The organism is Ideonella livida (genome assembly GCF_010499455.1).
Lineage (GTDB): Bacteria > Pseudomonadota > Gammaproteobacteria > Burkholderiales > Burkholderiaceae_C > Ideonella > Ideonella livida.
The window spans coordinates 1-16,574 of record NZ_JAAGOH010000011.1; the positions used below are offsets into that span (position 1 = coordinate 1).

At 70.6% G+C, this 16,574-nt stretch carries 13 protein-coding genes; 5 read left to right on the forward strand and 8 right to left on the reverse strand.

Going from position 1 to position 16,574, the window contains the following annotated elements; all coding sequences use genetic code 11:
• Positions 1–391 (forward strand): peptidoglycan-associated lipoprotein Pal (gene pal, locus G3A44_RS10580; RefSeq protein ID WP_239061805.1); only part of this gene is annotated, 391 nt, incomplete at its 5' end.
• A 113-nt stretch (positions 392–504) separates the two neighbouring features.
• Here pal and G3A44_RS10585 read toward each other — a convergent pair.
• Complete coding sequence (locus tag G3A44_RS10585; protein ID WP_163457490.1) at positions 505–1,155, reverse strand: DUF1415 domain-containing protein; 651 nt, start codon at positions 1,153–1,155, stop codon at positions 505–507.
• Positions 1,156–1,253: 98 nt separating this feature from the next.
• On the opposite strand from G3A44_RS10585, the gene G3A44_RS10590 reads away from it, so the two are divergent.
• Together G3A44_RS10590 and G3A44_RS10595 are read left to right on the forward strand one after the other, a co-directional pair.
• Positions 1,254–2,024 carry a ParA family protein gene (locus tag G3A44_RS10590; protein WP_163457491.1) on the forward strand — a complete coding sequence of 257 codons (771 nt, stop codon included), beginning with the start codon at positions 1,254–1,256 and terminating at the stop codon, positions 2,022–2,024.
• 98 nt (positions 2,025–2,122) lie between these two features.
• On the forward strand, positions 2,123–3,016 hold the full coding sequence (locus G3A44_RS10595) for an HDOD domain-containing protein (RefSeq protein ID WP_163457492.1): 894 nt from the start codon (positions 2,123–2,125) through the stop codon (positions 3,014–3,016).
• 42 nt (positions 3,017–3,058) lie between these two features.
• Here the strand turns inward: G3A44_RS10595 and minE are convergent, their stop codons facing one another.
• From minE to G3A44_RS10615, 4 genes are read right to left on the reverse strand one after another with little or no spacing between them, the layout of a single operon-like run.
• A complete protein-coding gene (minE, locus tag G3A44_RS10600; RefSeq protein ID WP_163457493.1) occupies positions 3,059–3,325 on the reverse strand; it encodes a cell division topological specificity factor MinE in 267 nt (88 codons plus the stop codon).
• Between the two features lie 5 nt (positions 3,326–3,330).
• On the reverse strand, positions 3,331–4,146 hold the full coding sequence (gene minD, locus G3A44_RS10605; RefSeq protein WP_163457494.1) for a septum site-determining protein MinD: 816 nt from the start codon (positions 4,144–4,146) through the stop codon (positions 3,331–3,333).
• A gap of 52 nt (positions 4,147–4,198) precedes the next feature.
• Entirely contained in the window at positions 4,199–5,023 is an 825-nt protein-coding gene (gene minC / locus G3A44_RS10610; RefSeq protein ID WP_163457495.1) for a septum site-determining protein MinC, read from the reverse strand.
• 40 nt (positions 5,024–5,063) lie between these two features.
• Positions 5,064–6,065: a tRNA dihydrouridine synthase gene (locus tag G3A44_RS10615; protein WP_163457496.1), complete on the reverse strand. Its 1,002-nt coding sequence runs from the start codon at positions 6,063–6,065 to the stop codon at positions 5,064–5,066.
• Between the two features lie 175 nt (positions 6,066–6,240).
• Between G3A44_RS10615 and G3A44_RS10620 the strand changes: the two genes are divergently transcribed.
• Positions 6,241–6,822: a lysophospholipid acyltransferase family protein gene (locus tag G3A44_RS10620; protein WP_163457497.1), complete on the forward strand. Its 582-nt coding sequence runs from the start codon at positions 6,241–6,243 to the stop codon at positions 6,820–6,822.
• A 51-nt stretch (positions 6,823–6,873) separates the two neighbouring features.
• Positions 6,874–9,021, forward strand: a complete 2,148-nt coding sequence (locus tag G3A44_RS10625) for a S9 family peptidase (RefSeq protein ID WP_163457498.1) — start codon at positions 6,874–6,876, stop codon at positions 9,019–9,021.
• A 44-nt stretch (positions 9,022–9,065) separates the two neighbouring features.
• On the opposite strand, the gene G3A44_RS10630 is transcribed toward G3A44_RS10625, so the two are convergent.
• The 3 genes from G3A44_RS10630 to G3A44_RS10640 all read right to left on the reverse strand — a co-directional run bounded on the left by G3A44_RS10630 (position 9,066) and on the right by G3A44_RS10640 (position 16,549).
• A complete protein-coding gene (locus tag G3A44_RS10630; RefSeq protein WP_163457499.1) occupies positions 9,066–10,142 on the reverse strand; it encodes a transglutaminase family protein in 1,077 nt (358 codons plus the stop codon).
• Complete coding sequence (locus G3A44_RS10635) at positions 10,139–12,817, reverse strand: circularly permuted type 2 ATP-grasp protein (RefSeq protein WP_163457500.1); 2,679 nt, start codon at positions 12,815–12,817, stop codon at positions 10,139–10,141. Before G3A44_RS10635 ends, G3A44_RS10630 begins: the two co-directional genes overlap by 4 nt.
• A 132-nt stretch (positions 12,818–12,949) precedes the next feature.
• Positions 12,950–16,549 carry a transglutaminase family protein gene (locus G3A44_RS10640; protein WP_163457501.1) on the reverse strand — a complete coding sequence of 1,200 codons (3,600 nt, stop codon included), beginning with the start codon at positions 16,547–16,549 and terminating at the stop codon, positions 12,950–12,952.
• Between the last annotated feature and the right edge of the window lie 25 nt (positions 16,550–16,574).

The window sequence follows — 16,574 nt, forward strand, 5'->3', positions numbered from 1 at the left end:
CACCGCCCCGGCCACCACCGCGCGCGCCCTGGCTGCCCACCTGGATCCGGCCAGCCGCATCTCGGTGGAGCGCAGCGTGTACTTCGACTTCGACAAGTTCGACATCAAGCCCGAGTTCAACGGCCTGGTGGAACTGCACGGCCGTTACCTGGCCTCCAACCCCAGCCTGGCCATCAAGGTCGAAGGCAACGCCGACGAGCGCGGCTCCAAGGAATACAACCTGGCCCTGGGCCAGAAGCGCGCCGAGTCCGTCGTGCGCGCCCTGAAGTCCTTCGGCGCCGGCGACAAGCAGATGGAAGCCATCTCCTGGGGCGAAGAGAAGCCCGTGGCCACCGGTGGCAACGAAGCCGCCTGGGGCAAGAACCGTCGCGCCGACGTCGTCTACAAGTGATGACCCAAGGGGGTGGTATCCACCCCCGCGCGCCACAGTGAAGAAGCCGCCCCTCGGGCGGCTTTTTTCATGGCCCAGCCCTCTGCCGGCCCACACCGGCAGCACCACAGGGATCAGTCGTCGACCACGGGCGACGGCGGCTGGTGGCGCGCAGGCGCCTCCTGCGGTTCGCGGGCCTGTCCGCCCGCCGCCTGGGTGCGGGCCAGCGCGTCGGCATCGGCAAACAGCGACTGCCAGCCGGCATGGCCCAGGGCGGTGGTCAGCTCAATATTGCGCTCGTAAATGGTCTCGGCTTCAGGGAAGGCTTCAACCGCCCGGTCAATGCTGGCCTCGCGGATGAGGTGCAAGGTCGGCCAGGGCGAGCGGTTGGTCAGGTTGGACGGGTCGTCGGCGCGGGCATCGCCAAACTGGAACTCGGGATGGAAGCTGGCCACCTGCAGTTCGCCGGCCAGGTCCAGCCGCTCCACCGTCTCCTCGGCCTCGGCCAGAAAGTCGTTGAAGTCCAGAAAATCCTCCAGCACGCCCGGATGGATCAGCAGCGTGGTGTCGGTCTCGGCCGGGTCCACCTGGGCGAGATGGCGCAGCTCCTGCTCCAGCTGGGCCAGCAGCTCGGCGGGGCTGCGGGCGGAACTCACCACATAGCGCACCTGGCGCTTGACATGAACGCTCTTGGCGAAGGGGCACAGGTTCAGGCCGATGACGGCACGCTCCAGCCACAAGCGGGTGCGCGCCACGACGAATTCAGGGTCCAGCTCAGCAGTCATCGCCGCATTGTCCGCCGGCCGCCCCCTGGCCCGGCATGCTGCAGTGCACAATCACCCCCTGTTGTCCAGCCCACACCAGAACCGCGGAGAGTCCTGCCATGCGTCATGTCGTCTTCAACCAGAAAGGCGGGGTGGGCAAATCCACCATCACCTGCAACCTGGCCGCCATTGGCGCGCAGGCCGGCGAGCGCACCCTGGTGGTGGACCTGGACCCGCAGGGCAACAGCACCCACTACCTGCTGGGTGAGGCCTCCGCCGAGACAGGACCCGGCGTGGCCGACTTTTTCGAGGCGCAGCTGAAATTCACCGTCCGGGCGCAACCACTGACCGATTTCATCGTGCAGACGCCATTCGAGCGCCTGCACCTCATGCCCTCCTCGGCCCTGCTGGATGACCTGCAAGCCAAGCTGGAGACGCGCTACAAGATCTACAAGCTGCGCGACGCGCTGCTGGAGTTGGCAGACGATTACGACACGGTCTGGATCGATACGCCGCCGGCGCTGAACTTTTACACACGTTCAGCGCTGATCGCCGCACAAGGCTGCCTGATCCCGTTTGATTGCGATGATTTCTCACGCCGCGCGCTGTTCAACCTGATCGAGAACGTGCAGGAGATCCGTGCCGACCACAACGCCGACCTGGAGGTCGAGGGCATCGTGGTCAACCAGTTCCAGCCCCGGGCCAGCCTGCCCCAGCGCATGGTGCAGTCGCTGCGCGAGGAAGGCCTGCCCGTGTTGGAGCCCTACCTGGGCAGCAGCGTGAAGATCAAGGAGTCGCACGAGCGGGCCCTGCCCATGGTGCACCTGGATCCGCGCCACAAGTTGACCCAGGAGTTCCTGGCGCTGCACGCGGCCCTGCAGCGCCGCTGAGCCGGTCCCCTCCGGCGCCTGGCCGCAGGCCCCACAGCTTGATTGCCGCCGCCGGCGGTCGATAAGGAGGTCAACCCCGACCTCGCCAAGCTGCGCCCATGAGCACCACCCTCGCCGAAGCCCCACTGCGCCCCAGCACCCAGAAGATCCAGACCGAGCTGGACCAGGCCCGACGCAGCGGTCCGCTGCAGGCCCTGGTCATCCCGCCATGTCCGGAACTGCTGGCGCGCATGCAGCAAGCCCTGCAGCAGGCCGAGCCCGACCTAGAGGAGGTGGCCCGGATCGCCAGCAGCGATGTGGCCATGGCCGCCGCACTCCTCAAGTCGGCCAACAGCGCACTGCACAGCTGCGGCCAACCGGTGCAGACCATCGGGCAGGCCATGAACCGCCTGGGCCTGGACCAGACGGCGGCCGAGATGCGCGCCTGCCTGGTGCAGCGCGCCATCCGCAGCTCCAGCCCCCACCTGCAGCGCTTCTGGCAACGCTCGACCAAACGCGCCGTGGCCCTGGGCGGCATCGCGCAACGCCTGCCGGGCCTCTCGGCCGACCTGGCGCACACCTACGGCCTGTTCTGCCACGTGGGCATGCCGGTGATGATGCAAAGTGTGCGGGGCTACAGCGGCACGCTGGTGGAGGCTGGCGCCCGTCTGGACCGCCCCTTCATCGCCACGGAGAACGCCAACCACCGCACCGACCACGCGGTGGTGGGGGCGCTGGTGGCGCGGGTGTGGCGGCTCTCGCCCACGGTGATGGCGGCCATACGGCGACACCATGACCTGGACATGCTCGGCGACGAGGACACCGATCCTGACGTGCATACCTTGGTGGCCGCCGGCCTGGTGGCCGAACACCTGATGCGCCGCCATGAAGGCCTGGACCCGGACGCCGACTGGATCCAGCACTCGGCACGGGCCCTGGGCTGGCTGACCCTGCCGCCCGAGGAACTGCAGGCCTGGGAAGAGGACCTGCGGCCGTTGATGGATGCGGTCTGAGGCCGCGCGGCCGGCCGGGGGCGGCGCGCAGGGCCAGGCGGCTCAGCGGCCGCCCTGCTCCGGCAGCTCGATCTTGACCTCGAGCACCTCCAGGTTCTCCTGGCGCTCGACGTTGATCTTCAGGTCGTTGGGCCCGACCTGCACGTACTTGCGGATCACTTCCAGCAGCTCGTTCTGCAAGGCCGGCAGGTAATCGGGTGCCGAAGAGCTGCGACCTGCCCGCTCATGGGCCAGGATGATCTGCAGCCGCTCCTTGGCCACATTGGCCGTCGTCTTTTTCTCGCCGAGGATGCGGGTCAACAGGGACATGGCGATCACCTCCCGCCAAAGAGTCGCTTGAAGAAGCCTTTGGCCTCCACCTGGGTGAAACGCATCGGGCGTTCCTCGCCCAGGAAGCGGGCCACCACATCGGCATAGGCCTCGGCGGCATCAGCGCCCTTGAGGTGCACCACCGGCGTGCCTTGGTTGGACGCTTCCAGGACCATCTCGGACTCCGGGATCACGCCAATCAGCGGGATGCGCAGGATCTCCTCCACATCCGCAATCGACATCATCTGTCCCCCCTCCACCCGGCCCGGGTTGTAGCGGGTGATGAGCAGATGCTCCTTGATGGGCTCGCCACCGTCGATGGCGCGCTTGGTCTTGGACGACAGCATGCCCAGGATGCGGTCGGAGTCGCGGACCGAGGAGACCTCGGGGTTGGTCACCACCAGGGCCTCGTCGGCAAAGTGCATCGCCATCATCGCCCCGGTCTCGATGCCGGCGGGCGAGTCGCAGACGATGTAGTCAAAACCCATCTGCGCCAGCTCCTTGAGCACGCGCTCGACGCCCTCCTGGGTCAGCGCCTCTTTGTCACGGGTCTGGGAGGCGGCCAAGACATACAGGTTGTCGCACTGCTTGTCCTTGATCAGGGCCTGCTGCAGCTTGGCCTCCTGCTGGATGACGTTGATGAGGTCATAGACCACCCGCCGCTCGCAGCCCATGATCAGGTCCAGGTTGCGCAGGCCGACGTCAAAGTCGATCACGGCCGTCTTGAAGCCGCGCAGGGCCAGGCCCGAGGCAAAGCTGGCACTGGTGGTGGTCTTGCCCACCCCCCCCTTGCCTGAGGTCACCACCACGATCTTGCTCATCGCGAACCAGTCCTTTCTCGTCTCTCTGTATCTCGGCCGTCCTGCGGACGGCTCATCCCTTGATCACTTCCAGCACCAGGCGCTCCCCCTCCAGGCGCGCCTGGGCCGGTTGACCCTGCAGCCCCGCCGGCCAGCCATCCTCGGCAGTCTTCCAGAGCCCGGCAATCGAGATCAGCTGCGCCTGCATGCAGGTGGAGAAGACCCGGGCTCGGGTGTCACCCAGCACGCCAGCCACCGCCCGGCCGCGCAGCGGGGCATAGACATGGACGCTGCCGTCGGCCACCACCTCGGCGCCGGCGTTGACCATGCCCAGCACAATCAGGTCGCCGCCGCGGGCGTAGATGCGCTGCCCGGACCTTACCGGCCGGTCGATGATGAGGGTACCCCCCAAAGCACTCGGCGCAGGACCAGCCGGCGCCACCTCTGTGGGCGGCAGGGCGGGTGCGGCCGAAGCGGGCAGGCTCGAGTTGTCGGCCTGCGGAACTGCCGCGGGCGCCGCAGACGCTTCTGGTGCAGGGCTGGGGCCGGCGGCATCGGGCGCCTCAGCCAACCCTGCAGCCAGACCCGCCGCCATGTGCAAGGGCAGGCCGCCCCGCACCGCCACCGGGTTGAAGCCCAAGCCGCGCAGCAGGGCCAGAAGCCGGACAAAGTCTGGCGCCGGGGCCTCGTCAAGCTCGCGCAGGCCGGCGAGGTCGATGCACAGCGGCTCGTGCTCGAAGAGCCCGGGGGAATCGCCGTAGCGCTGCTGCATCTGCGCAGTCAGTGCGTCCAGGTCGACGGTCCGGAGCAGCAGGGCCAGCACCGGCAGGGAGGTGCTCTTCAAGTCGAAGAGGGCCGTCGCTTCGGCCTTGCGCGACACCGGACGGTAGGCAGCCATGGAGGAGTCGGGGCGGGAGATGCCTCAGTGTAGCGGGCACTCAGGGGCTCTCCATCGGCCAGGCGGCCGACCCCAGCAGCCGCCGGGCCAGTTCCCGCGAATCGGTCACGGTGCGCAGGGTGTCATAGGCCTCCTGGGCCTGCGGATGGCGGCGCCGGAGGTAGAAGAGCCACTGCTTCATGCGTCCGGCGCGTTGCGGCGGCGTGACGTGGGCGCAGACGTTGAGCCAGAACTGCAGCAGCAGGGGCTGCAGGCCGGACCAGTCCAATCCTTGCGCAAGAGGCGCAGCCCCCCCCATGTCCTGCGGCGTCAGGCTCACCTGCAGCGCCTGCCTGATCTGGTGGGCCAGACCCGGGTCGGCCACCATGCCGCGGCCCAGCATCAGGTCCTCGCAACCCGAGGCCTCGCGGGCGGCCCGGGCATCCTGGGCGGTCCAGATCTCCCCATTGGCCACCACCGGAATGGCCACCGCCGCCCGCACATCGGCAATGCGGTGCCACCAGGCCGGTGGCCGGTAGCCCTGCTCCCGGGTGCGGGCATGGACCACCAGCTCCTGCGCGCCGCCCTCAGCCAAGGCGCGGGCGCAGTCCTCCGCGCGGCTGTCGTCGCGCGTGCCCAGGCGCATCTTGGCGGAGACCGCAAAGCCCGTCGGCACGGCGGACCGCACCTCGCGCACGATGCGCCAAAGCAGCTCCGGATCGTCCAGCAGGGCCGCGCCACCGCCATGGCGGTTGACGACCTTGGCGGGACAGCCGAAGTTGAGGTCCACGCCCGGGGCCCGCAGCGCGGCCACGCGCGCGGCGTTGTCCGCCAGACAGGCCGGGTCGGAACCCATGAGCTGAGGACGCACCGGGACCCCGGCCGGGGTGCAGCCCCCATGGCGCAGCTCCGGCACGATGCGCAGGAACACCCGCTCCGGCAGCAGGGTGCCGGTGACGCGGATGAACTCGCTCACGCAGCGGTCGATGCCCCCGGCACGGGTGAGCACGTCGCGCAGGGTGTGGTCCAGCAGGCCCTCCATCGGGGCAAGCAGCAGTCGCATGGGCGGCAGAAATGGTCGGGGGGTCGTAAGGCGGGGGCGCGACGATAGCGCAGCGGCACCTGGCACCGGCCCCAAAGCCCCTGCGGCCGGACCCGAAGATGCCCCCAGAACGGAAACGGAGACCCGCCTCGGGCCGGCGCCCGGCACGACCGGTGGAATTCATAATCTGAAACAGATGTTGCCGCAAAAGACCCTTTTCGACCGCCAAGCCCGGACCTGGCCGGCTCGTCTGGCCCGGGGCCTGCTGCGCCTGGGCGGCTGGCGGGTCGAGGGCCGGTTGCCGCGGGACCTGGTGCGCTGCGTGCTGATCGGGGCGCCACACACCAGCCGCTGGGACTTCTGGTACATGCTGCTGGGGGCTTTGGTGCTGCGGCTGGATCTGCGCTGGGTGGCCAGCGGTCCGATGGGCAAACTGCGCCAGCGCCTGACCGAAGCCCTGGGGGGCATGGTGGTGCCGGCCGGCCAGCACCCGGGCTTCCTGGTGGCGCACATTGCCCGGTCGCTCAAGCAGCATCCCGGCCGGGTGCAGCTGGTGCTGAGCCCGCACACCCTGGACCACCGCGGGCAGGACTGGCACACCGGCTTCTACTGGATTGCACGCAGCGCGCAGGTGCCGGTGGTGCTGGCCTACATCGACTACGGGCGCCGTTGCGTGGGGCTGGGCCCGCAGGTCCACCTGAGCGGTGACATCCAGGCCGACATGCGGACGATCCGCAAGTTCTACGCAAACATCCAGGCGCGCCACCCGATCGCCTGAACGCTGGACTGATGCCCGCATGCCGATGAGCCAGCCTACGCTCCACAGCCCATGACCCAGCCCATGACCCAGCCCGTGCCCCAGCGCCCCCCCTCCTCCTCAACGGGCACCCGGGAGCAAGCCCCACGTCGGCGCTGGCTCGGCTGGGGTCTGGGAAGCCTGGGCGGGAGCCTGCTGGGTGGCTGCGCCTGGCCCGGGCGCGCCGGGCACCTGCCTCCCGCGGCCCCCCTCGACCTGCCGTCGCCGCGCGGACCTTGGCTGCAGCCGCCACCTGCCCTGGTGATCGACGGCCTGCCTCCGGTGCCGCTGTCGCTGGCCGAACGGGTGCGTGACTACACCGAGTTCCGCGGTCACGGATTTCTCGACTGGCATCCGCGCGAAGGCCTGCTGCTGACCCACCGTGGCGCCGGCCAGAACCTGGTGCAGCTGCACCATCTGGCGGCGCCCGGTGGCGCCCTGCAGCGGCTGACCCACGGCGCGGAGCCGGTGTGGAGCGGCAGCTACGAGCCGGCGCAGGGCCATGGCCTGGTGTTCGAGCGCGCCAGCGGCGGCGACGAAGCCACACGCCTGTACCACCTGGACCTCGCCAGCGGCCAGGAACGTCTGCTGACCCCGCTGCCGGAGCGCTTTGACCAGGGTCCCTGGGTGCACGTGGCCGGCCAGGTCCCGTGGCTGCTGGCCCGCTCGGTGCCACTGGATCGCACGGCGGGCAGCGCCAGCGGTCGGGCGCAGGTGAACACGCGGCTCTGGCGGGTGGACCCCCGCGCCGGCCAGGCCCCGCAGCTGCTGGCAGAACTGCCAGGCGGCGGCTGGCAGGTGAGCCAAGTCAGTGCCGACGGACGCCAGGGTGCCCTGCTGCACTACCTCTCGGCCAACCAGTCGGAAGTCTGGCGCCTGGACCTGGCCAGCGGCCAGCGCGAGCGCCTGCTGCCTCGTTCGGACATGGCCGGGCCCGCTGCCTTTGTGCCAGTGGGCTTCTCACCCGCAGGGGACACCCTGTACCTGTTGAGCGACCACGAAGGGGAGTTCCGCCGCCTGTGGCGGCTGCACCTGGCAGACGGGCGGCTGCAGGCCCTGGGGGGCGCGGTGGCGTGGGACGTCAGCGACGCCGACCTCAGCGCCGATGGCCGCTGGCTGGCCGCCACCTTCAACGAGGCGGGACGCCGCCGACTGCGCCTGTTCGATGCGCAAAGCGGCCAGGCCCTGCCCCTGGGCGCCACGCTGGAGGGCTCGATCAGCGCCCTGCGCTTCCATCCGCAGCGGCCCTGGCTGGCGGTCAACCTGGTGGCACCGGCCACGCCGCTGCAGGTGCAGGTGCTGGACCTGTCGGACGGCCCGGCCAGGGCGCGCTGGCAGCGCTGGACCGAGCCGGTGGCCCCGGCCGGCCTGGACCCGCGCCGCTTCTCGCGCCAGGAGGTGGTGGACTGGCCCAGCTTTGACGGAAGGCGTATCTCGGGCCTGCTCAACCGTCCGGATCCCGCACGCCATCCCGGCCGGCGTCCAGTGCTGGTGCTGATCCACGGCGGGCCGGAGGGCCAGGCCACCGAGGGCTTCCTGGGCCGCTACCACTACCTGATCGAGGAGCTGGGCATCGCCCTGCTGCAGCCCAATGTGCGGGGCTCCTCCGGCTTCGGCAAGACCTTCCTGAAGCTGGACAACGGCCGCCTGCGGGAGGACGCGGTGCGCGACATCAGCGCCCTGCTGGACTGGCTGCCCGGACAAGCTGGTCTGGACGCCGCCCAGGTGGTCGTCAGCGGCGGCAGCTACGGGGGCTACATGAGCCTGGCGGTGGCCATCCACGAGGGGGCGCGCATCGCCGGCGCCATCGACAGCGTGGGCATCTCCCACTTTGTGACCTTTCTGGAGCGCACCGAGAGCTACCGGCGTGATCTGCGCCGGGTGGAGTACGGCGACGAGCGGGACCCGGCGATGCGGGAGTTCCTGGACCGCATCTCTCCGCTGACCCAGGCCCACCGCCTGCGCCGGCCCTTGATGGTCATCCAGGGCCGCAACGACCCGCGGGTGCCCTGGACCGAAGCCGAGCAGATCGTGCAGCGGGCCCGCGCCCAGGGCGTGCCGGTGGGCTACCTGCTGGCGGAGAACGAGGGCCACGGCTTCGCACGCAAGGAGAACGCCGACTACGAGTTCCTGGCCAAGGTGCTGTTCATCCAGCAGGCCCTGGCCCAGAGCCAGCGCTAGGCCCCCTGCTGCCGGTGCGGCCCGTTGCGGCGCGGCATCGTGCCTCAAGCCGGATCGGCCACGGGCGCCGACCGGGCGGCTACACCTGCCGCAGGCTTGGCCGCCGGACCGGCTGCGCCCGGCGGTGGGGGGCTCGTGGACGCGGCCGCCAGTTCCTCCAGGGGCATGACGGTGACGGCCACCTGCGGCACGGCACGGCCGCCTCCGCGGATGACTCCGCGCAGTGGGGCCACATCCGCATAGTCACGGCCCCAGGACAGGGTCACGTGGTCGGTGCCGGCGGGCACGTTGTTGGTGGGATCCAGCGCCACCCAGCCCTGCAGCGGGCACCACACGGCCACCCAGGCGTGGGAGGCATCGGCCCCGACCAGACGCGGTTGGCCCGGGGGCGGCTGGGTCAGCAGGTAGCCACTGACATAGCGGGCCGACAGGCCCAGCGAGCGGCAGGCCCCGATCATCACGTGGGCAAAGTCCTGGCAAACGCCCTCCCGGCCGGCCAGCGCGTCGGTGGCCCGGGTGCTCACCGAGGTGGCCAGGGGCTTGTAGGTGAACTGCGCGTGGACCTGGGCCATCAGGGCCAGCGCGCCGGCCAGCACGGAGCGCCCGGGCAGAAAGGCCTCACGCCCGAAGGCGGCCAGGGCCGGGTCGTGGGGGACGTAAACCGATGGCAGGCTGAACTCCACCGCCTCGGAGTGCACGGCACCGGCGTGATAGCGCAGGCTGGCGGCCACATCCTCCCAGGCGGGGCTGGCCGCCAGGTCGAGGGTCGGTGGTGGGGCGAGGCCGGCCTCAAAGCTGGAGACCACCCGCAGCCGGTCGTGCACCCGGGCATGGCTGAAGCTCAGCCGCAGGTTGCCAAAGGGATCATGGCTGCACTGCCTGGCCGGCACGGCCGCCGGGCCGGCCACTGCGGCCCCCGACGCCATGGGGTCCAGGTCCACCCATTCGTCGGGGGCGGGGTCGACCTGGAGCCGCCACTGGCGCACCGCCTGCCAGGGCGTAGCGCGGGGCGCCAGGAAGGCCACGTGATGTGCCAACTCGGCGGGGGCGTCGTAGAGGTAGGTGGTCTCGTGGGTGACCTGCAGCCAGCGCAGGGGAGCGGCGGAGGGGACGGAAGTCATTGCCACACCATGCGGTCGGCCACGCCGACGTGGGAGAAAAGCTGGCGCGAGAGGGCATCCGACAGCGCCAGCGCCTGGGCGCTGCAGGACTGCAGCGCCTCGATGAGGTGGGACCAGCCGCCATCGGCCTGCGGACGGCTGAGGGTGGCCAGGGACCAGGTCTCCGGCCGCGGCAGCAGCGCGGCGGACTCACCGGCCCAGACCGGCTCGTGGCGGGCCAGCTTGAGGAAGCGCTCGCGCAGGGTGCGGGCCACCCAGGCCAGGGCCCGGGGGTTGTCCGTGTCCATCACCAGCAGGTGCAGCAACGGGGCCACCTCGCGCCGGCCCTGGAACTGCGCGCGGTAGGTGATGGTGGAATCGAACAGCCCCAGCAGCAGGGCGAATCCGTCGTCCAGCGTGTGCAGGTCCTGCTCGAAGCCCAGCGCCAGCACGCTTGACAGGAAGTCCAGGCGCTCGATCTGCCGACCCACGCTGAGCAGACGCCAGCCGTTGTCCCGGGTCATGCGGTCGGTCTGGGCGCCGGTGATCGCCGAGAGGTGGAAGGCCGCACGGCCCAGCACACCCAGCACGTCGGACAGCGGCTCGGCCTGGCCATCGGCCAACACCGCATCAAGGTGGTGGTGGAAATGGTCACCCGCTTCCTGGATGAGCTTCCAGTGCTCGGGAGACAGCCGCTCGCGCAGGGCCTGGGCGCAGCCGCGCAGGGCTTGCAGGTTGAAGGCCACGCTGGTGGCGCCCACGGTGTCCCCCAGGCTGCTGACCAGCGAGCGCTCAAACAGGCGCAGCGACTTGTCGGGGGCCGGCACCCCCGCGCCCACCAGGCCATGGCGCCGGGCCAGGGTATCCAGCACCCGCAGCACCGGCAGCGAGGTGGCACTGAAGACCGAGCCGGTCAAGGCTTCCAGGGTCAGACGGGCCAGGCGGATGGAGTTCTCGGCACGCTCGGTGTAGCGGCCCAGCCAAAACAGGTTTTCAGCCGAGCGGCTGGTCACGCTCCATTGGGCGCGTTCCAGGTCTTCGGCCGAGAGCGGGCGCGGCAGCAGGCTGGTGTTGTCCACCTCGCCGCGGGCGATGACCCAGGTGTCGGCGCTGGCGCTGCCACGCTGCATGGACTGCAGCGGGTCGTGGGCCGCCTCGCGGCGGCTGGCCACCCGGGTGAGCCCGCCCGGCAGCACCCGCCAGCCGCCCTCGCCGTCGGCCAGCGCATAGACGCGGACCACCGCGGTGCGCGGCTCCAGCACGCCCTGGGTCCAGACCGGGGTCTCCGAGGGGCGCACCCGGGCCTGCAGGGTGTGGGCGGCCGGCTGGGCCTCGATGCGCGCCAGCAGGGCCTGCCGGCTGCTGGTGGACTGGGTGGAGACCACCACGGGGGGAAAGCCGGGGGTGGTGGCGCTGCCCGGGAAGGTGGGCGCCACGACGAAGTCCTCCAGCCGCGGGCGGTGGTGGCGCCAGACGGCCTCCTCGCCGCACCACCAGCTGGTGAAGCCCGGCAGCAGCAGGTCTTCGCCCAGCAGACGGCGTGAGACGGCGGGCCAGAAGGCCGACAGGCCCGGGCTCTCCAGCCAGCCGGCGCCAGGGGAATTGGCCACCACCACCTCGCCGGCACGCAGAGCCTGCACCAGGCCGGGCACACCCAGGATGGAGTCGGAGCGCAGCTCCAGCGGGTCAAGGTAGTCGTCGTCGACCCGGCGCAGGATGACGTGCACCCGCTCCAGCCCGGTGAGGGTCTTGAGGTAGACGCGGTTGGCGCGCACGGTCAGGTCGCCGCCCTCCACCAGGGTGATGCCCAGGTAGCGGGCCAGGAAGACCTGCTCGAAATAGGTTTCGTGGTTGGGCCCGGGGGTGAGCAGCACCACGCGCGAGCGCTCGCCCGCCGGGCTGAGCTTGATCAGGCCCTGCAGCAGGCTCTGGAAGCTGGCCGCCAGGCGCTGCACCCGCAGGTCGCGGAAGGCCTCGGGGAACTGCTGGGCGATGATGATGCGGTTCTCCAGCACGTACCCCAGGCCGGAAGGGGCCTGGGTGCGCTGGGCCAGGACCCACCAGTGGCCATCAGGACCGCGGGCCAGGTCGAAGGCGGCCACATGCAGGTAGACACCACCGGCGGGCTGGCAGCCGTGCAGCGGCCGCAGGTACTGGGGGTGGGCCAGCACCAGCGAGGGCGGCAGCAGGCCCTCCTCCAGCAAGCGACGGGGGCCGTAGACATCGGCCATGGCGGCATTGAGCAGGCGGGCGCGCTGCTGCAGCCCCTGGTCGATGGCTGTCCACTCGTCGGCGTCGATGAGCATGGGCAGCAGTTCCAGCGGCCAGGGCCGCGAGGACTGCCCGCCCTCGTCGTAGACGTTGTAGGTGGCGCCATCCTCCTGCACCCGGCGCTGCACCCGGGCGGCGCGATGGGCCATGTCGCGCCAGCCGGCAGCGCCGTTGGCGCGGAAGAAGCGCTCCCACAGCGGGGCCAGGCCAGCACGCGGGCTGGCGGGCTCGTTGAGCCGGCCCAGCAGTTCGTCGACATGGCCGTCACCGCCGCGCAAGGCGGCGGCCGCGGCCAAGGCGGCGGGATCCGGCCCGTCCTCGGGGGGCAGGAGGGAGGGCTGGGAATCGTGGGGACCCCCGTCCGCGGCGCCGTGGCCCGAAGGCTCGCGACGCCCCGGCCAGGGCAGGGGACTGCTCAGGGACATCCCCCGATCATGCCTTGCCCGCGACCGGCTGTCGTGCGGGGTCTCCCCCGAACCGGCCGCGCCCCCCTTGGACGGGGCAGCCGGCACAGGGGCCGGCGGGCTGGGCGTGCTCATGGCCGCTGTTCCCGAGACTCAGCGCCCGGCGCGACGCAGGTCCAGGGTGAACGGGAACTCCAGGCTGCGCTGCGGTTCACCCGCGTCCACGGTCCCGATGCTGTGGCCCATGGGGAAGAAGCGCGCCAGGCGGCGGCTCTCGGCCTCATAGGAGTTGATCGGGAAGGTGGCGTAGTTGCGTCCGCCGGGATGGGCCACGTGGTACTGGCAGCCGCCCAGCGAGCGCTTCATCCAGGTGTCCACCAGGTCGATGGTCAGTGGGGCGTGCACGCCGATGGTGGGGTGCAACGCCGAGGACGGCTGCCAGGCCCGGTAGCGCACGCCGGCCACGTACTCGCCGGCCCGCCCGGTGGGCTGCAGCGGGACGGTGATGCCGTTGACCGTGATGCGGTGGCGGGGGTCCACCAGGCCGCTGACACGGATCTCCAGCCGCTCCAATGACGAGTCCACATAGCGCACCGTGCCGCCGGCCGCGCCCTCTTCGCCCATCACATGCCAGGGTTCCAGCGCGTTGCGCAGCACCAGGTGCACGCCCCGGCTGGCGTACTCGCCGATCTTGGGGAAGCGGAACTCGAAGTGTGGTGCAAACCAGCCGGCGTCAAAGGCATAGCCGGCCTGCCGCATCTCGGCCATCACATCGTCCAGGTCCATCTGCACGAAGGTGGGCAGCAGGAAGCGGTCGTGCAGCTCGGTGCCCCAGCGCACCAGCGGCGCCTTGTACGGCGTGGCCCAGAAGCGGGCGATGAGCGCCCGCAGCAGCAGCTGCTGCACGATGCTCATGCGGGCATGCGGCGGCATCTCGAAGGCGCGCAGCTCCAGCAGGCCCAGGCGGCCGGTGCTGCTGTCTGGCGAGTAGAGCTTGTCGATGCAGAACTCGCTGCGGTGGGTGTTGCCGGTCACGTCCACCAGCACGTTGCGCAGCGTGCGGTCCACCAGCCAGGGCGGCATGTCGTTGCCGTAAACGGCCTTGTTGCGCTCGATCTCGCCCAGGGCGATCTCCAGCTCGCGCAACTGGTCGTTGCGGGCCTCGTCCACCCGCGGGGCCTGGCTGGTCGGGCCGATGAACAGGCCGCTGAACAAATAGCTCAGGCTGGGGTGGTTGTGCCAGTACGTGAGCAGCGAGGCCAGCAGGTCCGGCCGGCGCAGGAAGGGCGAGTCGGCCGGCGTGGCACCGCCCAGCACAAAGTGGTTGCCCCCCCCGGTGCCGGTGTGGCGGCCGTCGAGCATGAACTTCTCGGTGGACAGGCGCGACTGCCAGGCCGCGTCGTAGAGGAACTCGGTGTGCTGCACCAATTCCTTCCAGTTGTGCGCCGGGTGGATGTTCACCTCGATCACGCCGGGGTCGGGCGTGACCTGCAGCAGCTTCAGGCGCGGGTCGCGCGGCGGCGGGTAGCCTTCCAGCATCACCTTCAGGCCGGTCTCGGCCGCCGTGGCTTCCACGGCGGCGACCAGTTCCAGGTAGTCCTCCAGACGCTGCAGCGGCGGCATGAAGACGTAGAGCACGCCGGTGGGCGAGCCCACGGCCTCGGCCTTGGGGCCATTGGCGCGACGCGGGTCCCGCACCTCCACGCACAGCGCGGTGCGGGTGATCCAGTGGGCCGACTCGCCGCGCTGCGGCGGGGCCAGCGGGTCGACCGCCGTGCCCGCCACACCCGCCGGGCTGCCGCGCAAGGCGGCGCCGCGGCCCGCAGCGCCCGGGGCGTGGCCGCCACCCAGGCCATCGGCCCCGGCACCGCCCTGCAGGCTGTCCAGCGGCCAGCCGCCTGCGTCCAGCGCCTGCAGTCCCGCCGGGCCGGCGTCCAGGTCAGCCGCCTGCACGCCCACCACACCGCCCTCGGCAAAGCCGCCACCCGGCAGGTGGCCGGCGTAGCCGCCTTGCTCCGGCTGACCGGCGTACTGGGCCTTCAGGCGCGCGGCACCGGGCAGTGCGTCACGCGGCGCAAAGGGGTCATGCTCATGCAGATAGGGATAGTCCTGCTTGGCCACCCAGGGCAGGGAGTCCAGCGGCAGGCGGTAGCCCATGGGCGAATCGCCCGGGATGAGGTACATGCGCTCATCGCGGAAGAACCACGGGCCGGTGGACCAGCGGCCGCTGGCCATGCCGGGCCCGTGCTCGCGCTCGATCGGCAGCACATAGCCCACCTCATGCTCCAGCCCCTGGTCGAAGATGCGGCGCAAGCGGGTGCGTTCCAACTCATCGTCGAGCTTGGTGTCAAAGGGGTCGACATTGACCGGCAAGCGGCGTTCGCGCCACAGGTAGTACCAGGTGTCCTCGTAGCCGGTCTGGATGAACTTGGAGGGCAGACCCAGCTTGCCGGAGAGGGTCTCCAGGAAGCGGCGGGCGTCGGCACTGGTGTACTGGTGGGCGTCGCGCTCGTCGGCAAACAGGCTGGGGTCGTGCCAGCAAGGCTGGCCGTCGGCACGCCAGTAGATGGACAGGGCCCAGCGCGGCAGCTGCTCGCCCGGGTACCACTTGCCCTGCCCGAAGTGCAGGAAGCCGCCTTGCCCGTACTCGTCGCGCAGGCGGTGGGTCAGGTCGGTGGCAAACAGGCGCTTGGTGGGCCCCAGGGCGTCGGTGTTCCACTCGGCGCCGTCGCGGTCGTCCACCGAGACGAAGGTGGGCTCACCACCCATGGTCAGGCGCACGTCGCCCGCCTGCAGCGCCACATCCACCTGCTCACCCAGGGCGAGCACCTGGTCCCACTGTGCCTCGGTGTAGGGCTTGGTGACGCGGGGGGATTCCCAGATGCGGGTGATGGCCATCTCGTGACCGAAGGTCACTTCGCACTTGTCCACCGCACCGGCGATGGGCGCGGCGCTGCTGGGCTGCGGCGTGCAGGCCAGCGGGATGTGGCCCTCGCCGGCCAGCAGGCCGGAGGTCGGGTCCAGGCCGATCCAGCCGGCGCCGGGCAGGAAGACCTCGCACCAGGCGTGCAGGTCGGTGAAATCCACCTCGGTGCCGCTGGGGCCGTCCAGCGCCTTGACGTCGGACTTGAGCTGGATGAGGTAGCCCGAGGCAAAGCGCGCGGCCAGGCCCAGATGGCGCAGCGTGTTCACCAGCAGCCAGCCGCTGTCGCGGCAGGAACCGCTCTTCTTGGTGAGCGTCTCTTCGGGGGTCTGCACACCCGGCTCCAGGCGGATCAGGTAGCTGATCTCGCGCTGCAGGCGCTGGTTGATGTCCACCAGGAAGTTGATGGTGGGCGTGGGGGTGCGGTCGATGCTGGCCAGGAACTTGGCGAACTCGGGCGTGGGCGCCTCGGTCACCAGGTAGGGCGCCAGTTCAGCGGCCGACGCTTCGCTGTAGGCAAAGGGGATTTTCTCGGCGCTGGGCTCCAGGAAGAAGTCGAAGGGGTTGTAGACCGCCATCTCGGCCACCAGGTCGATGGTGACCTTGAACTCGGTGGTCTTCTCTGGGAACACCAGGCGCGCCAGGTAGTTGGCAAACGGGTCCTGCTGCCAGTTGATGAAGTGCTGCTGGGGCTCCACCCGCATCGAGTACGACAGGATGGGCGTGCGGCAGTGCGGCGCAGGCCGCAGGCGCACCACCTGGGGCGAGAGCGTGACCGGCCGGTCGTAGCGGTAGTGGGTGACGTGCTTGAGCGCGACGTGGATGGACAAGGTGGTACCTCGGAATCAGAAATGC